Origin of the sequence: Brevibacillus sp. BC25, assembly GCF_000282075.1 — a bacterium.
Lineage (GTDB): Bacteria > Bacillota > Bacilli > Brevibacillales > Brevibacillaceae > Brevibacillus.
The window spans coordinates 41669-61441 of the sequence record NZ_AKIX01000057.1; the positions used below are offsets into that span (position 1 = coordinate 41669).

Consider the following 19773-nt stretch of genomic DNA (forward strand, 5'->3'; position numbering starts at 1 on the left):
GTTGAACAATTTTATATGGAAAATCATGATAGAGAAGAATGGTAGAACCCACAAATTGGTGAAGTAAATCAAATATTACAGTTCCGAGATTTTCATTAAAAAATCGGCCGCGTTTGTTTAACAACAAGTAAAAGGATGTCACATATTATACATGACTAATATGTAACATCCTTTATTTTTTATGACTTTATAAAATTTAGGTCTTGATAACGTACGAGATCCGCGTTTTGTTGGTGGTACCCCAAGGTTAAAAATCGAAGAGAGTAATGAGAAAAAACGGAGTGGAAAACAGGAAGTAACCCTGCTTTCTCTCCGTTTTTTTGTAGCGGAATGGCGTATTTCCTTCTGCGGAAGGAAGCAGCACGATATTTATGGAATCGTTTTCGCTTATGCTCTCGGGCTAACGAGAATTTTCACCTGGTTTTTCTCTTTCAGCAGTGCTTCAAAACCATGCTCCACAATGTCGTCGAGCTTGATGCGCTGGGTGACCAGCTTGTCCGCCGGGAAGAAGCCCTTTTCCATCAGGCTGATGACAGCAGGGAATACGTCGCGGTAGCCGATGATGCCTGTCATGTTGCGCTCTTTCATGACGATGTGGTTCGGTTTGATTGACGCTTCTCTTTCGAAGATGCTGACGATCATGATTTGTCCAGCGATTTTGGTAGATTCGATGGCTTGCGTAAGGACAGGGGGCACGCCTGTGACTTCAAAGGCGATATCTGCGCCGCCGTTTGTCCGGTTGTGAATTTCCTGAACTACGTCGTATTCTTTCGGATCGATGACGATGGCGCCCAGCTCAGCTGCCTTGTTTTTACGTTCAGGGGACAGCTCCACTGCATAAATCTCAGCCGCACCTGCTGCTTTCAGTGCTTCGATGACAAGCAAGCCGATAGGACCGGCGCCGAATACGACAGCTTTGTCACCGGCTTTCAACTGACTCGAACGTACTGCGTAAAGGGCTACGGCAGATGGCTCGACAAGAGCGCCTTGTTCATAAGAGAGACTGTCTGGGATTTTGTGGACCATATGTTCATCGCAAGCCACGTATTCCGAGAAGCCGCCGCCACCGCCGGCCAAACCGAGGAAGCCCATTTTTTCACAAAGATTGTATTTGCCTTGTCTGCACGCAGCGCATGTTCCGCAAGCGAAAACGGGCTCGACAACGACGCGATCCCCAACCTTGATGGTGTTCACGCCTTCCCCGATTTCCACCACTTGTCCGGAAAATTCATGCCCCATTACGATCGGGGCTTTTTCGCCTGTAAGTGGATGTTCAGCTCCCTGTGGGATGAAGATCGGGCCAGCAACGTATTCGTGCAAGTCGCTTCCGCAAATACCGCACCACTCGACTCTGATTTTCACTTTACCTTTGGACGCAATCGGTTCCGAAATGGTTTCCAAACGGAGGTCTTTCAAACCGTGCCAACGTAATGCTTTCATATCTGCCATCTCCTCGTTCGATTTGGATTCTATATGAAATTCAGCAAGAAAAATAGGAAACGTTTCCGAAAATAATATGCCATAGGTTTGGTGTCTTGTCAATTTGATTTCCTAGGCAAGGGTTGGGGGTGGTGTGCAACAGGTGCGGAGTTGTCTGCTATGTTTTGTTCACGCCTCGTTACCATTGGTTTTGTGTATGCTATAATAACGGTAGGAAAATATATATTAGCTCGGAAATATAGAAAACGATTCCGATATGGAAAGGAAAGCAAGGCGTTGGATACAAAAAATAAAGTGACAATAGAAGACGTAGCCAAGAAGGCGGGCGTAGGAATTGCAACAGTATCGAGAGCCATCAATGACAGCGCGGGAATCAGTCCGAAGACGAAAGCGTTGATTTTGCAGGTGATCGACGAGCTGGGCTTTATTCCGAACACTTCAGCGCAAAGTCTAAAGGTGCGCCAAACCTATCAAATCGCACTGGCTGTTCCTGACATTCGAAATGCAATTATTCCAGATATCGCCTGGTCAGTCGAGCAAGCGGCCAAGCAGCATGGCTACCGTGTCGTACAAATTAATACAGCAGGAAATGCCCGAATGGAGCTTGAGACTGTGCGTGAGGTCAAAAAGCTGCATGTAGACGGGTTGATTATCATGCCGCTCGCCTATCCAAAGACGTTGGTCCAGATGATTAACAAAGCGAGCGTTCCGGTTTCGATTATTAACTATGGAAAAAAGCTCGAAGACAATGTAAAAGCAGATGTGGTCAGCATGGCCCGTCAAGAAGGGCGACTCGTCATGGAACATCTGATCAAAATTGGCCGTACGCGAATCGCTTACGCAGGTGCGCCGAAAGACAAGATCGAGGAGCGGTATTTTGCCTATGAAGCGTCGCTTCAGCACGTCGATCCTTCGCTGGTGTATTTTGGTGAGGACTTCTCGTTTGAGACGGGCCTTCGTGCTGCTGATTACTTTTTTAGCCTGAAAAACATGCCGGATGCCATCTATGCGGTCAATGACATGGTGGCAATCGGGATCGTGAATCGGTTCAAGGAGCTGGGAGTCCGGGTGCCAGAAGATGTCGCGGTCGTGGGAATTGACAACAATGTGTGGACGACGATTACGACTCCGCAGATCAGTTCTGTTTCGATCATGGGGGAAGAGGTGGCACGGCTGGCGACTGAGCTTTTGCTGAAACGGATTCGAGAGCAAGGGGCAGGCGCGTACGAACGTGTGCAGTTCGAGCCACGGCTAATTGTAAGGGAGTCCAGTGTGGCGGTTATCCGTAAATCCTCGTTGGATACGTAGAGCATTTTCAGAAGAAAAGCCGAGTGAAAGACAGGCGATCGGTGATGATACCTGGCGTTTACTCGGCTTTGACTTTAAGGCAATATGGCAAACGAGCGAACCGGAAACCCGGAGGCTTTTTCAGGCTTTGGTGTAATGTTTACAATGACAGCACCTTTGGCCGGGAGTTTATCGAGATTGTTGAGCAGCTCTACTTGATAGGTGTCTTGATCGAGCACGAAATATTCACCCAAAAGTGCTCCGTTTTTTCGGTAATCGATAGTCGCATCCGTATCGAAGGTTTCGTGACCGACTGCTTTTATTTGTCTTTCTTCGAACAAAAATTTTAAAGCCTCCAAAGACCAGCCAGGAGCGTGGTTGTTGCCATCTGCATCCTTATTGTTGAAGGCCTCCACATCTGGCCAGCGCTTGCTCCAATCTGTGCGCAAGGCGACAAAGGAACCGCTCTCGATTTGACCATGCTCGGTTTCAAAATGCAAAATGTCTTCCACGGAAAGTGAATAGTCGTTGTTGGCTTCGGCTTCTTTTGATTTGTCGATGACGACGAGCGGCAATACGAGTTCCTTCAGCTCGATCTCGTCCAAGTAACGCTTGTTGCGCACGAAGTGAATCGGTGCATCCAAGTGCGTACCGTACTGTCCAGGAAAAGAGAAGCGCTGGGCAAAGAAGCCGTCGTCATGCGTGAACAGCGTTTGGAATTCGGCGGCGTCAAAGGCGTGGAAGTGCGGAGATTCTGGACCGAATGTGTGCGTGAGATCTACCCATTCTTTTTGTTTTAACAGGGTAATTGCTTGAATCAAATCGTTTGCCATGTGCCCACCTCGTTATTATTTTTAGAATTTTCGCGCTAGTACAACCGAGTTTATCCAATACTTTATCGGTTCTAATTCCGAGTGTCAATATCGACATAATATGAATGAATGGTTTAAGGAAAAATAGCAATCGGGAAGAAGCCTTCGAGCATGATTCTGCTATTCTTAAAGGAGAATAACAAGCATCATCCAACCAAAACACAAAGGAGAAATTCCCATGACAAAAGAGCTTTGGATCAATTTGCCTGTCAAGGACCTCGAAAAGTCCAAATCGTTTTTTGCCGCACTCGGATTCTCTTTTCATCCTCGCCATGAGAACAGCAAAGATGTAGCGGGCTTGGTGATTGGTGAGAAAAACCTCCTGGTGATGCTTTTCCCGGAAGCTACCTTCCAATCGTTTACGCAAAATGAGCTGGCAGATACGAAGCGCGGAACGGAAGTGTTGTTTTCGATCGATGCCGAGAGCAGGGAAGAAGTGGATGAATTGGTGAATCAGGTGAAAGAGGCTGGGGGCACGATTTATAGTGAACCTCGGGAACATGGTCCGGGGATGTACGGGGCAGGCTTCGCTGATTTGGATGGTCATCGGTGGAATGTGCTGTATATGGAGATGAGCAAAATGTAGATGGAGTAAAGATGAAATGGTTGAAAAAGGAGCCTTCCAAATGGGAGGGCTCCTTTTTCCAAATGAGAGTTTGTGCAAGGGTTATTTACTCGTATAAGTTGAGAGAGAACCGTTCGCTAATAAGACGTTGTAAGTACGGTGCAGCATCACCACTGCCTCCGCTCGTGTGAGTGGATCGTGAACTTCCAATTTGTTTTTCCACGTACTCATGATGTCGTTGCCCACCAGCCATGCGAGTGCATAAGCTTTTAATGCGTCAATGTCACCGTTGGCGAAAGTTATTTCTCCAGTGTCGAGGTGACCGTAGCTAATTGTGTATTCGTCGTCAGGAAAAGGAGCTGAACCAGGATAAGGTGATCGATAGTTAGGTGAATCGACCGACTGTACGGTAATGTCGTCAATTCGAGCAAGGATTTGCAAAACTTGATCGTCGGGTATTTCATACATCTTTTGATAGAAAAATGTTTGGAAAAAGTATATAGCTTCCCAACGTGTTACTTTTTTTTCGGGATAGATGTAAACTTTGTCCCAGTCCCAATGTACAACACCAAATGAGTTTGCGTTGTACATTTCCATCAATGGCTGATAGGCCCAATGGTTTTTGGGGACATCTTCAAACTTCTGTATTTTCTGCTCGGAGAATTCTTTGTTAAGATTCGGACGAAGCTTAGTAAACAGCTTATGAACCATAACAGTTAACTCGGCTCTATCAATCGCCTCATTCGGTCTGAAGGCTCCATTAGAATAGCCACTTAATACTCCTTTTTTCACCATGAAATCAACCGATTCCCGAGCCCAATGTCCGTCCGGGATATCGCTGAACTGACTGGCTTGTACAGGCGCGGGAGTCGAAAAAAGAATAGAAACGAAAAGAGCTAAGCATAAAATGATATTTTTCATCATGTTCCTCCTTTACCATCCCTTTCCTTTTCCCTTCCCTATTTCTGCTTAAACATTGCAGCTATACACAGGCTGAAGTCAGGAAGAGATGCAAATAGTATGTTGGAGGGGTAAGGCAGGAATGGAGAAGGGGATGAATTGGTGAATCAGGTGAAAGAGGCTGGGGGCACTGTTTTCAGTGAGCCTCGGGAGCATGGTCCGGGGATGTATGGGGCAAGCTTCGCTGATTTGGATGGTCATCGGTGGAATGTGCTGTATATGGAGATGAGACTGATATCGACAGAATAGAGAATCGTGCCCCTGAGAAATCAGGGGTTTTTGCATGAACAAGCAAAAAATTCATGTTCTATTAAGGTTGTATAGAAATACGATTAAGACTGATTGTGTATTCTTCTAGAGAAGGAAATAAGGGTAAAGGAGAGGAGCAATCTTATGAAAATGTTTTCGAAGTTACAGACATTAATGGCGACTGTAATTGTAACTACTATGAGTGTCAGCCTTGTAAGCGGAGTTGTTTCTCCAACCAAAGTGTTCGCATCTTCTGTATCTGGGCCGGATGATCCGAGAGAGGTAGAGCAATTTGCAGATGAATTTTTTAACCAGTCAGAAATTAAGAACAACATGGCAGGAGCTACGTTTGTAGTTGTAAAAGGAGACAAGGTCCTTTTTAAAAAAGGGTATGGATATGCGGATGTAGAGAAGAAGATTCCGGTCGATCCTGATCGAACTGTATTCCGTGTAGCGTCAGTATCCAAGGTTATTACAGCTACAGCCGTTATGCAATTGGCGGAGCAAGGAAAAATAGATTTGAACAAAGATGTATCCGCATATATGGGGGGTGCCCGGATTCCGAATAAGACAGGCGCTCCTCTTACTATGAAACATCTGTTAACGAACTCCACTGGATTTGACTTTGGAGACACTTCTGACGGTTCAACAACCGACTTGAAACGGGAGGTTTCTTTAAAGTAATACGTTATGGACAATCTCCCAAATGTCATTCGCAAGCCAGGAGAGTTTTACAGATATGACAATCTCGGCTTCATCATTCAAGGTTATGTTGTGGAACAAGTAGCAGGAAAACCATTTGGTAAATACGTGAAGGAACGCATCTTTAAGCCGCTTGGCATGAAAAATAGTGATTTTCGACTGACGCCATCAATAGTCAAAGGGTTGGCTGTGCCTTATAATATTATCGGACAGCCGATCCCGACTTATGCAATGGTACCAACTGAGCTTCCTGATGGTGGAATGCTCTCAACTGGTTCTGATATGGCTAAATTCATGATTGCTCATCTCAATAAAGGAAAGCTTGGGAATGCGACGATTATGGAAGAAGAAACGGCGGCAGAAATGCACAGACCTCATCTTTCCGTGCATCCAAAGCTGAATAACATGGCGCTTGGTTTCGAATATGGCAACCAGCAAAATTACAATGGACAATATGTTATTGAAAAAGGAGGGGATTTACAAGGATACCATACCGGGATGTGGTTGATCCCGGAAGAAAAAGTGGGAGTATTCGTTACAGTCAATAAGGACTACGAAATTCGTATACCTTTGATTAAAGCGTTTATGGATCATTACTACCCGAAAAATGAGAAGAAAAAGGAAGCGTTTGAGTTAGCGAAACAAGAACTCACGAAGTTTGAAGGGACATACAGCGATTTGCGAAACCGGATGTGGACGACTCGTATACGTGCTGAAGGCGGCAAACTCATTGTAAAAGACTCGCTGGGAGAACATGTCCTATATGAGGTGGAGCCACTCTTATTCCAGGATGAACAAGGTAGTAAAGCTGCTTTTAAGCTGAACGATCACGGAGATGTGCAGGCTTTCTATTACGAGTTAAAAACAGATAGTTGGGCAGAAAAAATGCCTGAGCCGCAACGTTATCAGGATGTGGAGAATGACCATCCATATGCGTCCTATATTTATCACCTGAGACAGATCGGTGTCTTTGCTGATATGGAAGGAGACAATCTCTTTTCGCCTGAACAACAGATAACAAAAGGAGAGTTTGTTGGCTGGTTCATCAAGTGGAGTGGCGTTGCCCCATCAAAGCATAAACCGATTTACACGGATATTTCAGGTAACAAGTATGCGCGGGAAATTCAAGCAGCTTACGAGTTAGGTTTACTAAGAGCATCTACTGGTGGCAAATTTTATCCGAACGAGCCATTGACGCGTCAAGAAGCAGCAAACATCGTATGGCGCATGGCATTTGGCTATTTTCATGCAGAGCCGAAAAAAGCCAATTTGAGTGGTAGGACAGATGCTTGGGCTTTAGAGGGAGTCCATTTCGTAGTGGCAAAAGGATTATACGGACCAGAAGTGGTGAAAGGCGGAGATGGCAGTCTCGATTATAAATCAGAGCAGCCGATGGTAAGGAAAGAAGCGGCTGCGTTACTATCTCGGTTTGCAGACCAATTATTTTAGTGTACAACAAGCCGTGACTTCTTGTTTGTGCTTCGTTGCGACATGAGGCGATGGAGGGAAGTACAATCAAAACGATATTGATCATCGACGATGAAGCACAAATTCGTGAACTACTCAGTATTTATTTGAAAAATTACGGGTTTGCTACTTATGAAGCAGGTAATGGGGTTGATGCGCTGGCTGTATTCTCAAACGTGCAAATCGATCTGGTTATTGCTGATATTATGATGCCGATGATGGATGGATACGAGTTATTAAAAAAGATGCGACATATTTCCGAAGTTCCGTTTTTGTTCCTGTCCGCGAAATCGGACGATATGGATAAAATTATTGGACTGCAGCTTGGCGCTGACGACTATGTGGGGAAGCCTTTTAACCCCATAGAAGTCGTCAGCAGAGTTCAAGCGTTATTCAGAAGAATGGATGTATTTTCTAAAGGTGAAAAGCAAAACCATGAAATCATACAAATTGGCGATGTCATGCTCGATTTGGTGAGCTGTAAGCTGTACAAAAATGGACAGCAGAAAGAAGTGACATCGTACGAGTTCAAGATTTTGTCTTTACTGATGAAGCATGCGGGGAGAGTTTTTACAAAAGCATCCATTTACGAGCATGTTTGGGGGCAGGAATACATAGGGGATGAAAACCTCATCATGGTCTATATCAGCAAACTCAGGGAGAAGATTGAGGATAACCCAAGAAAGCCAGTTTATCTTATTACGATCAGGGGGTTAGGCTACCGTTTTGAAAAAAAATGAGAGCATCCCCGACAAGCGGCCGTTAAAACAACTGTTTTTTCGGCATTATGTTGTGATAAGCGGTTTGTTCTCATGTGTGATTATGGTTGCTCTTTTGGGGACAGACCTGTTGATGGACAACTTTTTTAATAAAACGCCCGATTTGACCCAAGTGGATGTCAGTAAAATATACCAGTACCCTTTTGAAAAGATTGATGGTCGGTTGTTAGACGAGTACGGCGGCTGGTTCGAGATCGTGGATGAATCGGGGACAGTCATCTATGTAAAAGGCAACAAGGAAGACAATATCATGACATATAGCGATGGAATGCTGTACGCTAAAGTGGACATACTGCGAAATGATGATTCAATTTTCTACCATGCCTATCAAGCGCAAGGGCCAGAGGGTGAAAACTATGTTCTGTTATGGAAATTTCCTGAGCGGTCGGAAATTATATCATTGACGTTTGAAATCTTAATAGCGTTGTTTGTCGTTCTGTTGTTCATCGCCCTTTATTTCTACACCCGGTACTCCGTCTTTAAGATGAAGACGCCTCTCCGGCAAATTGTAGAGGGCATTAAAGAGATGGAAGGCTTCAACTATCAGAAGAGGCTTACATTTTCGGCTGAAATGGAATTTGCAGAAATCCGAGAAGCATTTAACGGAATGGCAGAACGACTACAGCAGACCTCTGCAGAGAAAGAAGCGGTAGCGAACAACAAAAGAAACATGCTGTTGCATTTGTCTCATGATCTGAAAACGCCAATTACCTCTGTATTCGGGTATTCTCAGTTGTTACTGGATAGGCCGGAGCTAGAAGAAGAGCAAAGGCGTCAGTATGTTCAATATATTAACGACAAATCGTCTTATATGGCCCATTTGATTCAAAATTTGTTCGAACTGGCAAAGCTGGAAGACCAGCACGTGAGACTGGATCAAGAAAAGGTCAATATTAGTAAGTGGTTTATGCAGCTTGTTGCGGAATTTTATCCGGAAATAGAAGATAGGGGATTTCAGTTGGAAGTGAAAATTCCAGAGGAGCCGCTGTTTGTCATGTTCGACAAAATGCATATGAACCGCGTTATTACGAATTTGATCGGTAACTCGCTAAAACATAATCCGCCGGGAACGCAGCTATTCGTTTCATGCGAGAAAATAGAGACCGGCGTTGTTCTGTGGTTGGGTGATAACGGTATAGGTGTTCAAAAGGATGTTAGGGAACACATTTTTGAAGAGTTCATAAAAGGGAGCAATCCTGTGAAAGATAGCACCGGACTCGGTCTAGCCATTTGTAAAAAAATTATAACGTTACATCAGGGGACCATTCATTTGGAAAGAAATCAACGGTATACGACTCTTTTTAAAATAACTTTGCCTCTTGAATGAGCGGTTGGCTGTCACGACGGTCGTTTTTATCATCTATTAGTGCGTTAGGTGGTACAGGTTGGGTGCTTTGTTTTTAGTGAGCCTCGGGAGCAGTGTCCGGGAATGTATGGGGCGGGGTTCGCTGATTTGGATGGTCATCGCTGGACTGTGCTATATGGATATGAGCAAAATGCAGTTGGAGTAAAGAAGAAATAGCTGAAAAAGGAGCCTTCCAAATAGGAGGGCTCCTTTTTCAAAATGAGAGTGTGGGCGCGGATTATTTACTCGTATAAGTTGAGAGAGAACCGTTCGCTACTAAGACGTTGTAAGTACGGTGCAGCATCACCACTGCCTCCGCACGTGTGAGTGGATCGTGTATTTCCAATTGGTTTTCCCACATACTCATGATGTCGTTGCCCACCAACCATGCAAGCGAATGAGCTTTTATTCCGTCGATGTTGCCATCGGGAAAAGTTATTTCACCAGTGTCCTGGTGACCATAGTAAATCGAGTAATCATCATAATCATCTGCTTCAAAAGGTTGTACGGTAATGTCGTCAATTTTAGTTAGTGTTAAAAAGATTTGATCGTCAGACATTTTATTCATTTCTTGTTCGAAAAATGTATAAAAGATGTATATCGCTTCCCAACGTGTTACCTTTTTTTCGGGATAGATGAATAATATATCCTCTTTCTCTTGTACAACCCCATAGGAGTCTCCATCGTACATTTCCATCAATGGTTGATAGGCCCAATGGTTTTCTGGGACATCTTTAAACCTGAGTACTTTCAGTTCTGGGTTAAGATTCGGACGAAGCTTATTAAACAGCTTATGAACCATAACAGTGAGCTCGGCTCTGTCAATCGCCTCATTCGGTCTGAAGGCTCCATTGGAATATCCGCTTAATACACCTTTTTTTACCATGAAATCAACTGATTCCCGAGCCCAATGTCCGTCCGGGATATCGCTGAACTGACTGGCTTGTACAGGCGCGGGAGTCGAAAAAAGAATAGAAACGAAAAGAGCTAAGCATAAAATGATATTTTTCATCATGTTCCTCCTTTACCATCCCTTTCCTTTTCCCTTCTCTATTTCTGCTTAAACATTGCAGCTATACACAGACTGATGCCAGTAAGAGATGCAAATGGTATGCTGGAGGGGTAAGGCAGGATTGGAGAAGGGGATGGTGTTATGAAAAGGACACGCAAAATCACCTCCTAAAATCACGATGTTTTCGATTTTAGGAGGGATACCCAATGAAATTTCAGCGAATCGATCTAGAAAATTGGAGCAGAAAGTCTTATTTCGAGCATTATCTGAACCGAGTAAATTGCACCTTCAGTATGACTGCCAACATTGATATAACGGAATTGCTCCCCGCTCTACGGCAAAAGGGGATGAAGCTGTACCCGGCTTTTCTATATATGGTGACGAACGTTGTCAATGCGCATCGCGAATTTCGGACTTCCTTTCATACAGATGGCGAGTTGGGCTATTGGGAGAGTATGATACCCAGCTATACTTTTTTTCATCAGGACGATCAAACTTTTTCTACGATGTGGACGGAATTCGCTGACGAGTTCCATGTGTTTTATCAAAATTACGTAGCGGATATGAAACAGTACGGGGACAACAAAGGTCTTGTGGCGAAAGAACTGGAACCGCCTTATACTTTCCCTGTCTCGTGTATTCCCTGGGTTAGCTTCAGTGGGTTTAATCTGAATATTTCGGGAGATGGGCGATATTTGCTGCCGATCATTACGAGTGGAAAGTATTTCGAGCAAGAAGGCAAAACGCTTTTGCCTGTTTCTTTACAAGTCCACCATGCGGTTTGTGATGGATATCACGCTAGCCTGTTCATCAATGACTTGCAAAAATGGGCAAAAGATTACAAGGAATGGTTAGGTGTTGAGTGAATTGGCTCGTTTGGTATGCTTCTCCTTCCTAATCTCTTCCAATCATTTATAATAACGGTAGGAGAACTGGGAGGAGAAGGAATGAACAAGGAATTGGTAGGGAAAATCTTCGGCTGTATCGTTTTGGGTGCGATCATCACTGTGATCGGAGTCGTGGCGGTGGTGATGACTGCCCTGAACGCACAGGGAAGAGTTTATTCTCTTCTTGTGGCTGTCACAACGGTTGTTTTTATCATCTACATCATCGGCCAAATGTTCGCCCCTCAAAAGAGTCGGTTATGGAACCGAGCCCTCTTTGTGTATTTTCTCTTTTGTACGCTGCCAGTTGCAGGATATGAGATCAGCAGCTATTACCATAACAGCATTCCTGTGGTCAGTGAGGCGGAGGTCAATCTGGAACAGTATAAACCGTTTGGTGCAGACTCCAAAATTCAAAAGCTTGATCAACCAGCGACACTGTCGTTACAGTCTGATCTGCCCAAAATAGATGGGGCGACCGCCTTGTATCCTCTTTACGCTTCCTTTGTGCAGGCTGTTTATCCCGAGAAAGATTACGACCTTTACGCCAGCGAAGTCATGGTAAGCAAGACGCCAAATGCGTACGAAAACTTGCTGGAAGGCAAAGTCGATGTCATCTTTGCAGCAGGTCCTTCTGAAGAACAGCTCCTAGCCGCAAAAGAAAAAGGTGTGGAGTTGAAACTGACACCAATCGGAAGGGAAGCCTTTGTCTTTTTTGTCCATGCAGAAAATCCTGTTCAAGGGCTCACTACCCAGCAGATTCGGGACATCTATGCGGGAGATATCATTTCCTGGGATGAAGTTGGGGGCGGCTATGAGCTTATTCGTGCCTTTCAGCGGCCAGAAAATAGCGGGAGTCAGACGATGCTGCAGAAGATCATGGGAGATAAAGAGCTCATGACCGCGCCACAAGAAGATGTGGTAACAGGGATGGGCGGAATCATCGAGCAAACAGCCAACTACAAAAATTATTCGAATGCCATCGGTTACTCGTTCTTGTTTTATGCCACGGAGATGGTGCGAAACGGTAACATTCGTCTACTCGCAATTGATGGGGTACTGCCTGATAAGGAAACGATAAAAAACAGAGCGTATCCGTTTGCGGCCGAGTTTTACGCAGTGACAGCTGGGACAGACAACCCGAATGCAGAGAAACTGATCGAATGGATTTTGTCTCCACAGGGACAAGAATTAGTAGAAAAAACGGGCTATGTCCCGGTGAAATAATAAGTAGCAAGCAAAGGAGACCCTTGGGCAATTGACCCGAGGGTTTCTGTTTCTATCCATCTTCATTCTCAAGCTCTTGAACTTTACTTACTTAAAATAGGTATTTCTCCAAGCAGTTTCTTCAAGTTAATAGAATCCCACGGGATATGCTCAGTAATACCTAATCCAACTACATCTGTTTCTTCAGATAGTTCTTTAATCAGATGAAGTAGTTGAGGGATTTGCATTGTTCCCGCAGCAGAAAGATTATAAGGTGCTTCAGGGTTGGCGAATAATAAAGAGCGGAATGCCTTTGGGTCAAGGACATCTAAATCAAGGTGAATAGCTAGGTGCTTAATGCCACTTTCTTTTATCCACTCTTTTACAGATTCAGTACTTTTCATCAACTCTTTCGTTCCCGCTGTTTTAATACCTAGCCTTTGAATGATTTCTGAATCTTGCTCTGTAGGAGCTTCTAATCCCGCCATAAAGATATTTTCAGGCTTTAGAGGGATTTCCACATGTTTTGCGAACTCTTCATCTCCTTCTCCCAAAAGATTCCCAAGGGGTAATGTATGTCCGTAGTCATACCCAACAATCCTGACCAAATCACTGTGAGCATCGATCCATATTAAACCTAATTCACCACCGTATCGTTTGTTTAAATACGCAAATGGAGCTTGCTCTACCAAGCAGTCACCGCCAAACATCACAATCCGATCTGGCTTATGAGCATCAATGATATGATGAGCAGCCTCTACTTGTTCAAGTAGTTGTTTTCTCCCGTAAGTACCGTTCTCGTTTTCAAGCGGAGTTCCATCATAAGCTCGAACTGGTATATGAATAAGGGGTTGATCATTGTCCGGAGCTAGCCACGCAAGCAACTCGGCTCCAAGAGAGTAGTTAGGGTTATTTCCCCCTTGCCATTGCGGCATTAACAGGCGTATTGTTTTTTTAGTCACGTTTGTCTCTCCTTTGCTTCAAAGTAAGGCTAGTATAAACGGACCAAAAATAAAAAAGCAGTACGCACTTTATTGATAGCTACTACCGGAAAGGATAGTGTTACTATGAGCATGGTTGAATATAAAGGGAAAGTTAAAAATATTCAAGATACACCTTTTGGTTATACATTGTCAGTTATCGGTGGTAAATGGAAAATGGTTATTATTTATCTTCTAGCAGAAAACCAACCGGTTCGCTTTAATGATCTGAAAAGACAAATAGGAGCTATTACTTATAAAACATTAAGTTCACAACTAAAAGAATTGGAAGCGGATGGATTGGTTAAACGGAAAGAGTATCCTCAAGTTCCTCCTAAAGTCGAGTACAGTCTCACGGTTAAAGCGAAAACACTATTACCCGTTTTGGAAGAGTTATGTGAGTGGGGAGCAAAAAATCAAAATAAGTAAGTCCATTTTTTCTAATGCGTTACGCAATTCCGGTGCTGAATGAGTGAAAAAGGTACGTTAGTCTAATACTTTATTATCCTTGAACAGCTGGTTCATATTGACAGAAAAATCTAAGACTGTTATAAAAATAGTGAATAGCACTCGTGAGGTGAGAGTGCTAACATTGAAAAAGGAATACATAAGAAGTCCGAAAGGGTGGGTATTTCATGGAAAAAAAGCAGTTTCAAGCAGAATCTACACGTCTGTTGGAAATGATGATCCATTCTATTTACACACAAAAGGAAATCTTTTTGCGCGAGTTGATTTCCAATTCGAGTGACGCGATTGACAAAATTTACTACAAATCGCTCGTCGATGATCAATTGGTGTTTGATAAAGAGAACTATTTCATCAAAATAGCGGTTAACAAAGACACCAGAACTTTGACTCTGACAGATACCGGGATCGGCATGACGCAGGATGAACTGGAAAATAATCTGGGTGTCATTGCGAAGAGCGGCTCTTTGGCGTTCAAAAAAGAAAACGATGCGAAGGATGGCTACAACATCATCGGTCAATTCGGCGTAGGTTTCTACTCGGCTTTCATGGTTGCCGACAAGGTTACAGTCATCAGTAAAGCTCTGGGCAGCGATACTGGGTACAAATGGGAGTCTAGCGGTGCGGATGGCTACACGATCGAGCCTTATCACAAAGATTCCGTCGGGACCGAAATCATTCTCGAAATCAAGGAGAATACAGAGGAAGAGAATTACGACGAGTTTTTGGAAGAGTACCGTTTAAAAGCGATTATCAAAAAGTACTCTGACTTCATTCGTTACCCGATCAAAATGGACGTTACGCAGCAAAAGCCAAAAGAGGGCAACGAAAACGAGTACGAACAAGTGACGGAAGAGCAAATCGTGAACAGCATGGTTCCGATTTGGCGAAAAAATAAAAGCGAGCTTGTGACTGAGGATTACGAGCAGTTTTATGCGAGCAAGCATTATGGCTTCGACAAGCCACTCAAGCACATCCACATCAGTGCAGATGGAGCCGTCGTTTATCAGGCGATTTTGTACATCCCGGAGAGCATGCCATTTGATTACTACTCGAAGGAGTACGAAAAAGGTCTGGAGCTGTATGCAAACGGTGTACTGATCATGAACAAATGCGCGGACCTGCTTCCAGATTACTTCAGCTTTGTCAAAGGGATGGTTGACTCCGAGAGCCTGTCGCTCAACATTTCCCGTGAGATGCTGCAGCATGACCGTCAATTGAAGCTGATTGCGAAAAACATCACGAGCAAAATCAAAAGCCAGCTGCAAAGCTTGCTGAAAACAGAGCGTGAGAAATACGAGCTGTTCTACAATTCATTTGGCAGACAGCTGAAATACGGCATGTACAGCGACTACGGGACGCATAAAGAAACATTGCAAGACCTGTTGATGTTCTACTCTTCCAAAGAGAAAAAGCTGGTGACGCTAGAAGAGTACATTGAGAGAATGCCAGAAGATCAAAAGTACATCTACTACGCATCTGGCGAGTCGATCGAGCGAATCGAAAAGCTGCCGCAAACAGAGCTCGTATCCGAGAAAGGTTACGAAATCCTGTACTTCACAGATGACGTCGATGAGTTCGCGATCAAAATGATGATGAACTACAAGGAAAAGGAATTCAAATCCGTATCGAGCGGCGATTTGGGAATCGAGCCGGGCGAAGAAGAAAAAGCAGCCGAAGCAGAAAACGAGAACAACAAAGAGCTGTTCGACTATATGGCATCGCTGCTCGAAGGAAAAGTCAAAGCCGTAAAAGCTTCCAAGCGCTTGAAGTCACACCCGGTCTGCTTGTCGACAGAGGGTGAAGTGACGATTGAAATGGAAAAAATCTTGAATGCGATGCCGAACAATTCAAATGTGAAGGCAGACAAGGTACTGGAGATCAATGTGAACCATGCGGTGTTCCAGTCGTTGAAGGGTGCCTTTGACACAGACAAGGAAAAGGTCAATCTGTATACGGCCCTCCTGTACAATCAGGCTCTCTTGATCGAAGGCTTGCCGATTCAAGACCCGGTAGAGTTTACGAACGACATTTGCAAAGTTATGGTGTAATCATAAAAAAGGGGATGAGACTTACTCATCCTCTTTTTTATGCGAAAAACGTCTCGGAGCAATAAAAAATACTAGTTTCTTGACCTCGTCACATACGTAAAGATTGGATCCCTTAGCTCGAACTCATATGTTGCTCCATTCACTATTCCAACGACCTTCTCACTATCATATAAATCGAGCAAGAAACCGGCCATTTGCTTAGCTGTATGGAACTTAGGAACTGCACCAGCATATTCAAAATGATCAATATCAAAGGAACGCTTCGCAAATTCGGTCTCTGTTGCAGCAGGTGCCAAGACTTTTGCTTGCATTGCTGCTCCGTTTTCCCTCAATTCTTGTGCCAGACCTTCCGTAAAGGCACTAACATAAAACTTCGTCGCGCAATAGGTCACGGCGTTAGCGATGATTCTGTAACCTCCGCCTGAAGAAATATTGATGATTTGCGTTCCATTCACATGTGCATAGTCACGAGCATAACGAGAAGATAGAATCGTAAGTGCTTCAATATTCAAGTGAAGCATGGACTCAATTTTATTCAAATCTTGTTCCCCGACAGAAGCAAAGTTTCCGAACCCCGCATTGTTAATCCAGGTCTCAATCTCATAATCCTTTAGACTGTCGTAAAAGTCATGAACATTTGCACGCACACTTAAGTCAACTGTTCGAATGACCACATCCAATTTTGCGTTGATTTCAGCCACTTTTGATTGTAGCTTTTCTAATTCCTCCGTTCGACGAGCTGCTAAAATTAAGTTTTTTCCACGAGCAGCAAATGCCAGAGCGGTTTCAAAACCAATTCCTGAACTTGCTCCCGTAATGACCGTATAATTCATGTATATCCCTCCTGAATTTATTCAATAGCTTCCATTGAGATTGTATGTTTCATTGAGTATACAGATTAGAGTAAACTCTAAGTCAAGGGTATAAAATCTATTCGGAGGTTTCTCATGCGCACGATTGGTGAAGTGGCACATCTATTAGGGATAAGCACACATACGTTGCGTTATTATGAAAAGGAAAAAATAATGATTCCGGATCGCGATGAAAACGGTGACAGGCGATATAACGATTCGCATATTCAATGGCTGCAATTTGTTATCAAGTTAAAAGAAACGCAAATGCCTATCTCGAAAATCAAGAAGTACGCTTCCCTGTTTTTAGAAGGGGAACATACTGCCTCAGCTCGATTGAGTCTTTTAGAAGATCATAAACACTATATTGAGCAACAAATAAAAATTTTAATCGATGTGGATGGTATGCTAGAACGTAAAATTGTTGCTTACAAAGATTACATCAGTAATCGAGCAGCCAAAGCACCAGTAGACGAAGAAAAGATATACATAGAGAGAGGAGAGTAGAACCTATGTGGAATCCGTTGGAAGTAAAAGACCTCATTACCAGTGCAGAAGAACTGAAAAGCATGGTTGGAGAACCGCACGAGGCGGTTGTGAAAAAAAGCATCGCGCAGGTTGAGTCGCATGTGATTCATTACGTATCCATGTCGCCGTTGTTTTTCTTGTCTACAGCAGATACTTCAGGCAGATGTGACGTTTCCCCGCGAGGCGATGAGCCGGGCTTCGTTAAAGTGCTGGATGATCACCATATTATTTTTCCGGAGCGAATGGGAAACAGACGAGTCGACTCTTTGCTAAATATCATCGCCAATCCGCAGGTGGGGATGATTTTCCTGATTCCTGGTCTGGAAGAAGTGTTGAGAATTAACGGATCAGCCCGCGTTACGAAAGATGCAGAGCTGCTCGCCGCGCAAGTATGGAAGGGTAAAACAAGCGGCATGGGCGTGATCGTGAAGGTAGAGGAGTGCTTCCTCCATTGCCCGCGCGCATTTAAACAAGCAGGCTTGTGGAAGACGGATTCATGGCCGGAAAAAGAGGCAATGCCTTTGATGCTGGAAATGTTTCGCGCTCATTTGAAATTAAATGGCGTTACGTTGAATGAAAAAGAATAAGAAAGAAAAAACCTTGAATGAGCTTCAAGGTTTTTTGTCGTCTAAACGAGCTTGGCAGGAAGCTGAACCGAGCCACGTATGTGGATTGCCAGCCCAGCACCAGCCTAGCTTCGGTTTATTTTCGCTGATCCACATGGCTGTTACACGTCGGTCGCCACAACGAGAGCCGAGCAGGGAAAAGCCGTTGTTTTTCTTTACCCGATTCGGGAAGTGAGTGATCAGGGCAATCCCTTCCTCCAGCGTGAGCGGAGAACGCTGTTGCTCCAAGAGGATGGGCATTGCGTCATTCGGTGTGACGTTCAGCGTCTCTGTTCCTGTATCAATTCCGGTCATCAGGTAAGCCATTCCTGTAGGAATCTCGATGCCCTCGATGGGTGTAAAGCGCTGGATTTCTTCTGCATCCATGACACTGAAGCCAGCTTTCTTTTGCCGCTCGATTGCTTGCATCGCTTTTTCTCCGTCAAACCAATCGCCTTTCACCACGAGAACAAAGGGTACGAGGCCCTCTTGCTGGTCGTCTTCTTGTATGGGGAGAGCTTCTGCCAGTGGTTGCAGCGGGTCCAGATTTTTCCTGAACTCATCTGCTGTCATACCTGCCATTTCAGGATAGCCCTTTTGAATGAGTGTTGTTAGTTGCCGTTCGAATTCAGCTTTGTGCATAGGGTAATGCGCCTCCTTCCACTTGTCACATTCATCTTACAACATTCGTGCTAATTCAAAAGTTTCTCCAAAATAAAAGGAATAAAGCAGATTTGGATTGAAGTAACTTTACAACCAAGCTTTAATCTTTATGAAAGAAAATCGGTTAGGGGGCTGGTTGCCATGCGTCCCATTGATATTGCACGTAAGCTAAAGCTGAGCACGAGCGCCTTGCGCAATTATGAAGCGCATGGGCTGGTTCCGCCTGTGGAGCGGTCAGCGAGCGGCTACCGGAAGTATACGGAGGAGCACGTCGCTTATTTTACATGTATTCAAGCCATGTCTCCTGGCTTTGGAATGGAAGTGACGGCTCAGGTCATGCGACTGATTCAGGATAGACAGTTGCAGGCTGCTCTGTGGCGTGTGAATGAGGTACAGGCTAATCTACATAGGGACAAGCTATTAGCCGAACGAAACGTGGCGATGCTTGAAGACGGCCGAGCAGGTAAGGTGGAGGAAGCTGGAATCAGCGAATGGATGACGATTGGTGAAGTAGCAACCATGACTTCTCTGCCCAGCTCAACCATCCGCCACTGGGAAAAGGTTGGACTCATTACGACTTCCCGCGATGAGAACAATAGCTACCGACTCTTTAATCGCTCGCAAATCCGCAAAATCATGCTGCTTCGTACGCTGCGGCCTGCTGTCTATTCCTTATCGGTTGTAGAGCTAAAGGAAGCTATCGCGAACATGAATGAAGAGGATGTGAGAGAGGCGCGAAACATCGCTTTGGAAACACTGCGATATCTGGATCAGATGAATCTCGAACAATTGCGTGGGGTTTTCTATTTCTATCAATTAGGCAAAGTGATTCAGTTGGTCGAGGAATAGGGTAGCGAAAAGA

Annotated in this window: 19 protein-coding genes and 1 pseudogene; 13 read left to right on the top strand and 7 right to left on the bottom strand. The window is 44.4% G+C overall.

What is annotated here, in order from left to right; translation table 11 throughout:
* Positions 1 to 387: 387 nt before the first annotated feature.
* Positions 388 to 1440, bottom strand: a complete 1053-nt coding sequence (locus PMI05_RS16465; protein ID WP_007723812.1) for a 2,3-butanediol dehydrogenase — start codon at positions 1438 to 1440, stop codon at positions 388 to 390.
* Between the two features lie 276 nt (positions 1441 to 1716).
* Here PMI05_RS16465 and PMI05_RS16470 point away from each other — a divergent pair, with 276 nt between their 5' ends.
* Complete coding sequence (locus PMI05_RS16470; protein WP_039960918.1) at positions 1717 to 2748, top strand: LacI family DNA-binding transcriptional regulator; 1032 nt, start codon at positions 1717 to 1719, stop codon at positions 2746 to 2748.
* A gap of 74 nt (positions 2749 to 2822) precedes the next feature.
* Here the strand turns inward: PMI05_RS16470 and PMI05_RS16475 are convergent, their stop codons facing one another.
* Positions 2823 to 3560, bottom strand: coding sequence for a cyclase family protein (locus PMI05_RS16475; protein ID WP_007723818.1), 738 nt, complete (start codon positions 3558 to 3560; stop codon positions 2823 to 2825).
* A 217-nt stretch (positions 3561 to 3777) separates the two neighbouring features.
* Here PMI05_RS16475 and PMI05_RS16480 point away from each other — a divergent pair, with 217 nt between their 5' ends.
* Positions 3778 to 4185 carry a VOC family protein gene (locus tag PMI05_RS16480; protein WP_007723821.1) on the top strand — a complete coding sequence of 136 codons (408 nt, stop codon included), beginning with the start codon at positions 3778 to 3780 and terminating at the stop codon, positions 4183 to 4185.
* An 81-nt stretch (positions 4186 to 4266) separates the two neighbouring features.
* Here the strand turns inward: PMI05_RS16480 and PMI05_RS16485 are convergent, their stop codons facing one another.
* Positions 4267 to 5085: an S-layer homology domain-containing protein gene (locus tag PMI05_RS16485; RefSeq protein WP_007723823.1), complete on the bottom strand. Its 819-nt coding sequence runs from the start codon at positions 5083 to 5085 to the stop codon at positions 4267 to 4269.
* A 141-nt stretch (positions 5086 to 5226) separates the two neighbouring features.
* Between PMI05_RS16485 and PMI05_RS16490 the strand changes: the two genes are divergently transcribed.
* From PMI05_RS16490 to PMI05_RS16505, 4 genes and pseudogenes are all read left to right on the top strand, one after another.
* Entirely contained in the window at positions 5227 to 5373 is a 147-nt protein-coding gene (locus PMI05_RS16490; protein ID WP_007723826.1) for a VOC family protein, read from the top strand.
* Between the two features lie 144 nt (positions 5374 to 5517).
* A pseudogene (locus PMI05_RS31795) lies at positions 5518 to 7524 on the top strand (serine hydrolase).
* Positions 7525 to 7574: 50 nt separating this feature from the next.
* Positions 7575 to 8282 (top strand): response regulator transcription factor, encoded by a 708-nt coding sequence (locus tag PMI05_RS16500; RefSeq protein ID WP_007723834.1) that lies wholly within the window; start codon positions 7575 to 7577, stop codon positions 8280 to 8282.
* Positions 8269 to 9648: a HAMP domain-containing sensor histidine kinase gene (locus PMI05_RS16505; protein ID WP_007723836.1), complete on the top strand. Its 1380-nt coding sequence runs from the start codon at positions 8269 to 8271 to the stop codon at positions 9646 to 9648. Before PMI05_RS16500 ends, PMI05_RS16505 begins: the two co-directional genes overlap by 14 nt.
* Before the next feature lie 256 nt (positions 9649 to 9904).
* Here the strand turns inward: PMI05_RS16505 and PMI05_RS16510 are convergent, their stop codons facing one another.
* Positions 9905 to 10678, bottom strand: a complete 774-nt coding sequence (locus PMI05_RS16510; protein ID WP_007723838.1) for an S-layer homology domain-containing protein — start codon at positions 10676 to 10678, stop codon at positions 9905 to 9907.
* A gap of 206 nt (positions 10679 to 10884) precedes the next feature.
* On the opposite strand from PMI05_RS16510, the gene catA reads away from it, so the two are divergent.
* Both catA and PMI05_RS16520 read left to right on the top strand, forming a co-directional pair.
* A complete protein-coding gene (gene catA / locus PMI05_RS16515) occupies positions 10885 to 11544 on the top strand; it encodes a type A chloramphenicol O-acetyltransferase (protein WP_007723840.1) in 660 nt (219 codons plus the stop codon).
* An 81-nt stretch (positions 11545 to 11625) separates the two neighbouring features.
* Positions 11626 to 12789, top strand: coding sequence for a PstS family phosphate ABC transporter substrate-binding protein (locus PMI05_RS16520; RefSeq protein ID WP_007723844.1), 1164 nt, complete (start codon positions 11626 to 11628; stop codon positions 12787 to 12789).
* A gap of 83 nt (positions 12790 to 12872) precedes the next feature.
* Here the strand turns inward: PMI05_RS16520 and PMI05_RS16525 are convergent, their stop codons facing one another.
* A complete protein-coding gene (locus PMI05_RS16525) occupies positions 12873 to 13730 on the bottom strand; it encodes an arginase family protein (RefSeq protein ID WP_007723848.1) in 858 nt (285 codons plus the stop codon).
* Positions 13731 to 13835: 105 nt separating this feature from the next.
* Here PMI05_RS16525 and PMI05_RS16530 point away from each other — a divergent pair, with 105 nt between their 5' ends.
* Complete coding sequence (locus tag PMI05_RS16530) at positions 13836 to 14177, top strand: helix-turn-helix domain-containing protein (protein WP_007723850.1); 342 nt, start codon at positions 13836 to 13838, stop codon at positions 14175 to 14177.
* 206 nt (positions 14178 to 14383) lie between these two features.
* Positions 14384 to 16264, top strand: a complete 1881-nt coding sequence (gene htpG / locus PMI05_RS16535) for a molecular chaperone HtpG (protein ID WP_007723852.1) — start codon at positions 14384 to 14386, stop codon at positions 16262 to 16264.
* A 71-nt stretch (positions 16265 to 16335) separates the two neighbouring features.
* Here the strand turns inward: htpG and PMI05_RS16540 are convergent, their stop codons facing one another.
* Positions 16336 to 17097, bottom strand: a complete 762-nt coding sequence (locus tag PMI05_RS16540) for an SDR family oxidoreductase (RefSeq protein ID WP_007723855.1) — start codon at positions 17095 to 17097, stop codon at positions 16336 to 16338.
* Positions 17098 to 17211: 114 nt separating this feature from the next.
* Here PMI05_RS16540 and PMI05_RS16545 point away from each other — a divergent pair, with 114 nt between their 5' ends.
* Together PMI05_RS16545 and PMI05_RS16550 are read left to right on the top strand one after the other, a co-directional pair.
* Entirely contained in the window at positions 17212 to 17622 is a 411-nt protein-coding gene (locus PMI05_RS16545; RefSeq protein ID WP_007723858.1) for a MerR family transcriptional regulator, read from the top strand.
* Between the two features lie 5 nt (positions 17623 to 17627).
* The gene (locus PMI05_RS16550; protein ID WP_007723860.1) at positions 17628 to 18230 is read left to right on the top strand and encodes an MSMEG_1061 family FMN-dependent PPOX-type flavoprotein; all 603 of its coding nucleotides are present in this window, start codon (positions 17628 to 17630) and stop codon (positions 18228 to 18230) included.
* A 24-nt stretch (positions 18231 to 18254) separates the two neighbouring features.
* Here the strand turns inward: PMI05_RS16550 and PMI05_RS16555 are convergent, their stop codons facing one another.
* Positions 18255 to 18890 (bottom strand): DUF5701 family protein, encoded by a 636-nt coding sequence (locus PMI05_RS16555; protein WP_007723863.1) that lies wholly within the window; start codon positions 18888 to 18890, stop codon positions 18255 to 18257.
* A gap of 162 nt (positions 18891 to 19052) precedes the next feature.
* Here PMI05_RS16555 and PMI05_RS16560 point away from each other — a divergent pair, with 162 nt between their 5' ends.
* Positions 19053 to 19760, top strand: coding sequence for a MerR family DNA-binding transcriptional regulator (locus tag PMI05_RS16560; RefSeq protein ID WP_007723866.1), 708 nt, complete (start codon positions 19053 to 19055; stop codon positions 19758 to 19760).
* Positions 19761 to 19773: the final 13 nt, after the last annotated feature.

Excerpts from the sequence above, each read along its gene's own strand:
- PMI05_RS16465 (WP_007723812.1), bottom strand. The coding sequence starts at position 1,440 with ATGAAAGCATTACGTTGGCACGGTTTGAAAGACCTCCGTTTGGAAACC.
- PMI05_RS16475 (WP_007723818.1), bottom strand. The coding sequence starts at position 3,560 with ATGGCAAACGATTTGATTCAAGCAATTACCCTGTTAAAACAAAAAGAA.
- PMI05_RS16480 (WP_007723821.1), top strand. The coding sequence starts at position 3,778 with ATGACAAAAGAGCTTTGGATCAATTTGCCTGTCAAGGACCTCGAAAAG.
- PMI05_RS16485 (WP_007723823.1), bottom strand. The coding sequence starts at position 5,085 with ATGAAAAATATCATTTTATGCTTAGCTCTTTTCGTTTCTATTCTTTTT.
- PMI05_RS16500 (WP_007723834.1), top strand. The coding sequence starts at position 7,575 with ATGGAGGGAAGTACAATCAAAACGATATTGATCATCGACGATGAAGCA.
- PMI05_RS16510 (WP_007723838.1), bottom strand. The coding sequence starts at position 10,678 with ATGAAAAATATCATTTTATGCTTAGCTCTTTTCGTTTCTATTCTTTTT.
- catA (WP_007723840.1), top strand. The coding sequence starts at position 10,885 with ATGAAATTTCAGCGAATCGATCTAGAAAATTGGAGCAGAAAGTCTTAT.
- PMI05_RS16520 (WP_007723844.1), top strand. The coding sequence starts at position 11,626 with ATGAACAAGGAATTGGTAGGGAAAATCTTCGGCTGTATCGTTTTGGGT.
- PMI05_RS16530 (WP_007723850.1), top strand. The coding sequence starts at position 13,836 with ATGAGCATGGTTGAATATAAAGGGAAAGTTAAAAATATTCAAGATACA.
- htpG (WP_007723852.1), top strand. The coding sequence starts at position 14,384 with ATGGAAAAAAAGCAGTTTCAAGCAGAATCTACACGTCTGTTGGAAATG.
- PMI05_RS16540 (WP_007723855.1), bottom strand. The coding sequence starts at position 17,097 with ATGAATTATACGGTCATTACGGGAGCAAGTTCAGGAATTGGTTTTGAA.
- PMI05_RS16545 (WP_007723858.1), top strand. The coding sequence starts at position 17,212 with ATGCGCACGATTGGTGAAGTGGCACATCTATTAGGGATAAGCACACAT.
- PMI05_RS16550 (WP_007723860.1), top strand. The coding sequence starts at position 17,628 with ATGTGGAATCCGTTGGAAGTAAAAGACCTCATTACCAGTGCAGAAGAA.
- PMI05_RS16555 (WP_007723863.1), bottom strand. The coding sequence starts at position 18,890 with ATGCACAAAGCTGAATTCGAACGGCAACTAACAACACTCATTCAAAAG.
- PMI05_RS16560 (WP_007723866.1), top strand. The coding sequence starts at position 19,053 with ATGCGTCCCATTGATATTGCACGTAAGCTAAAGCTGAGCACGAGCGCC.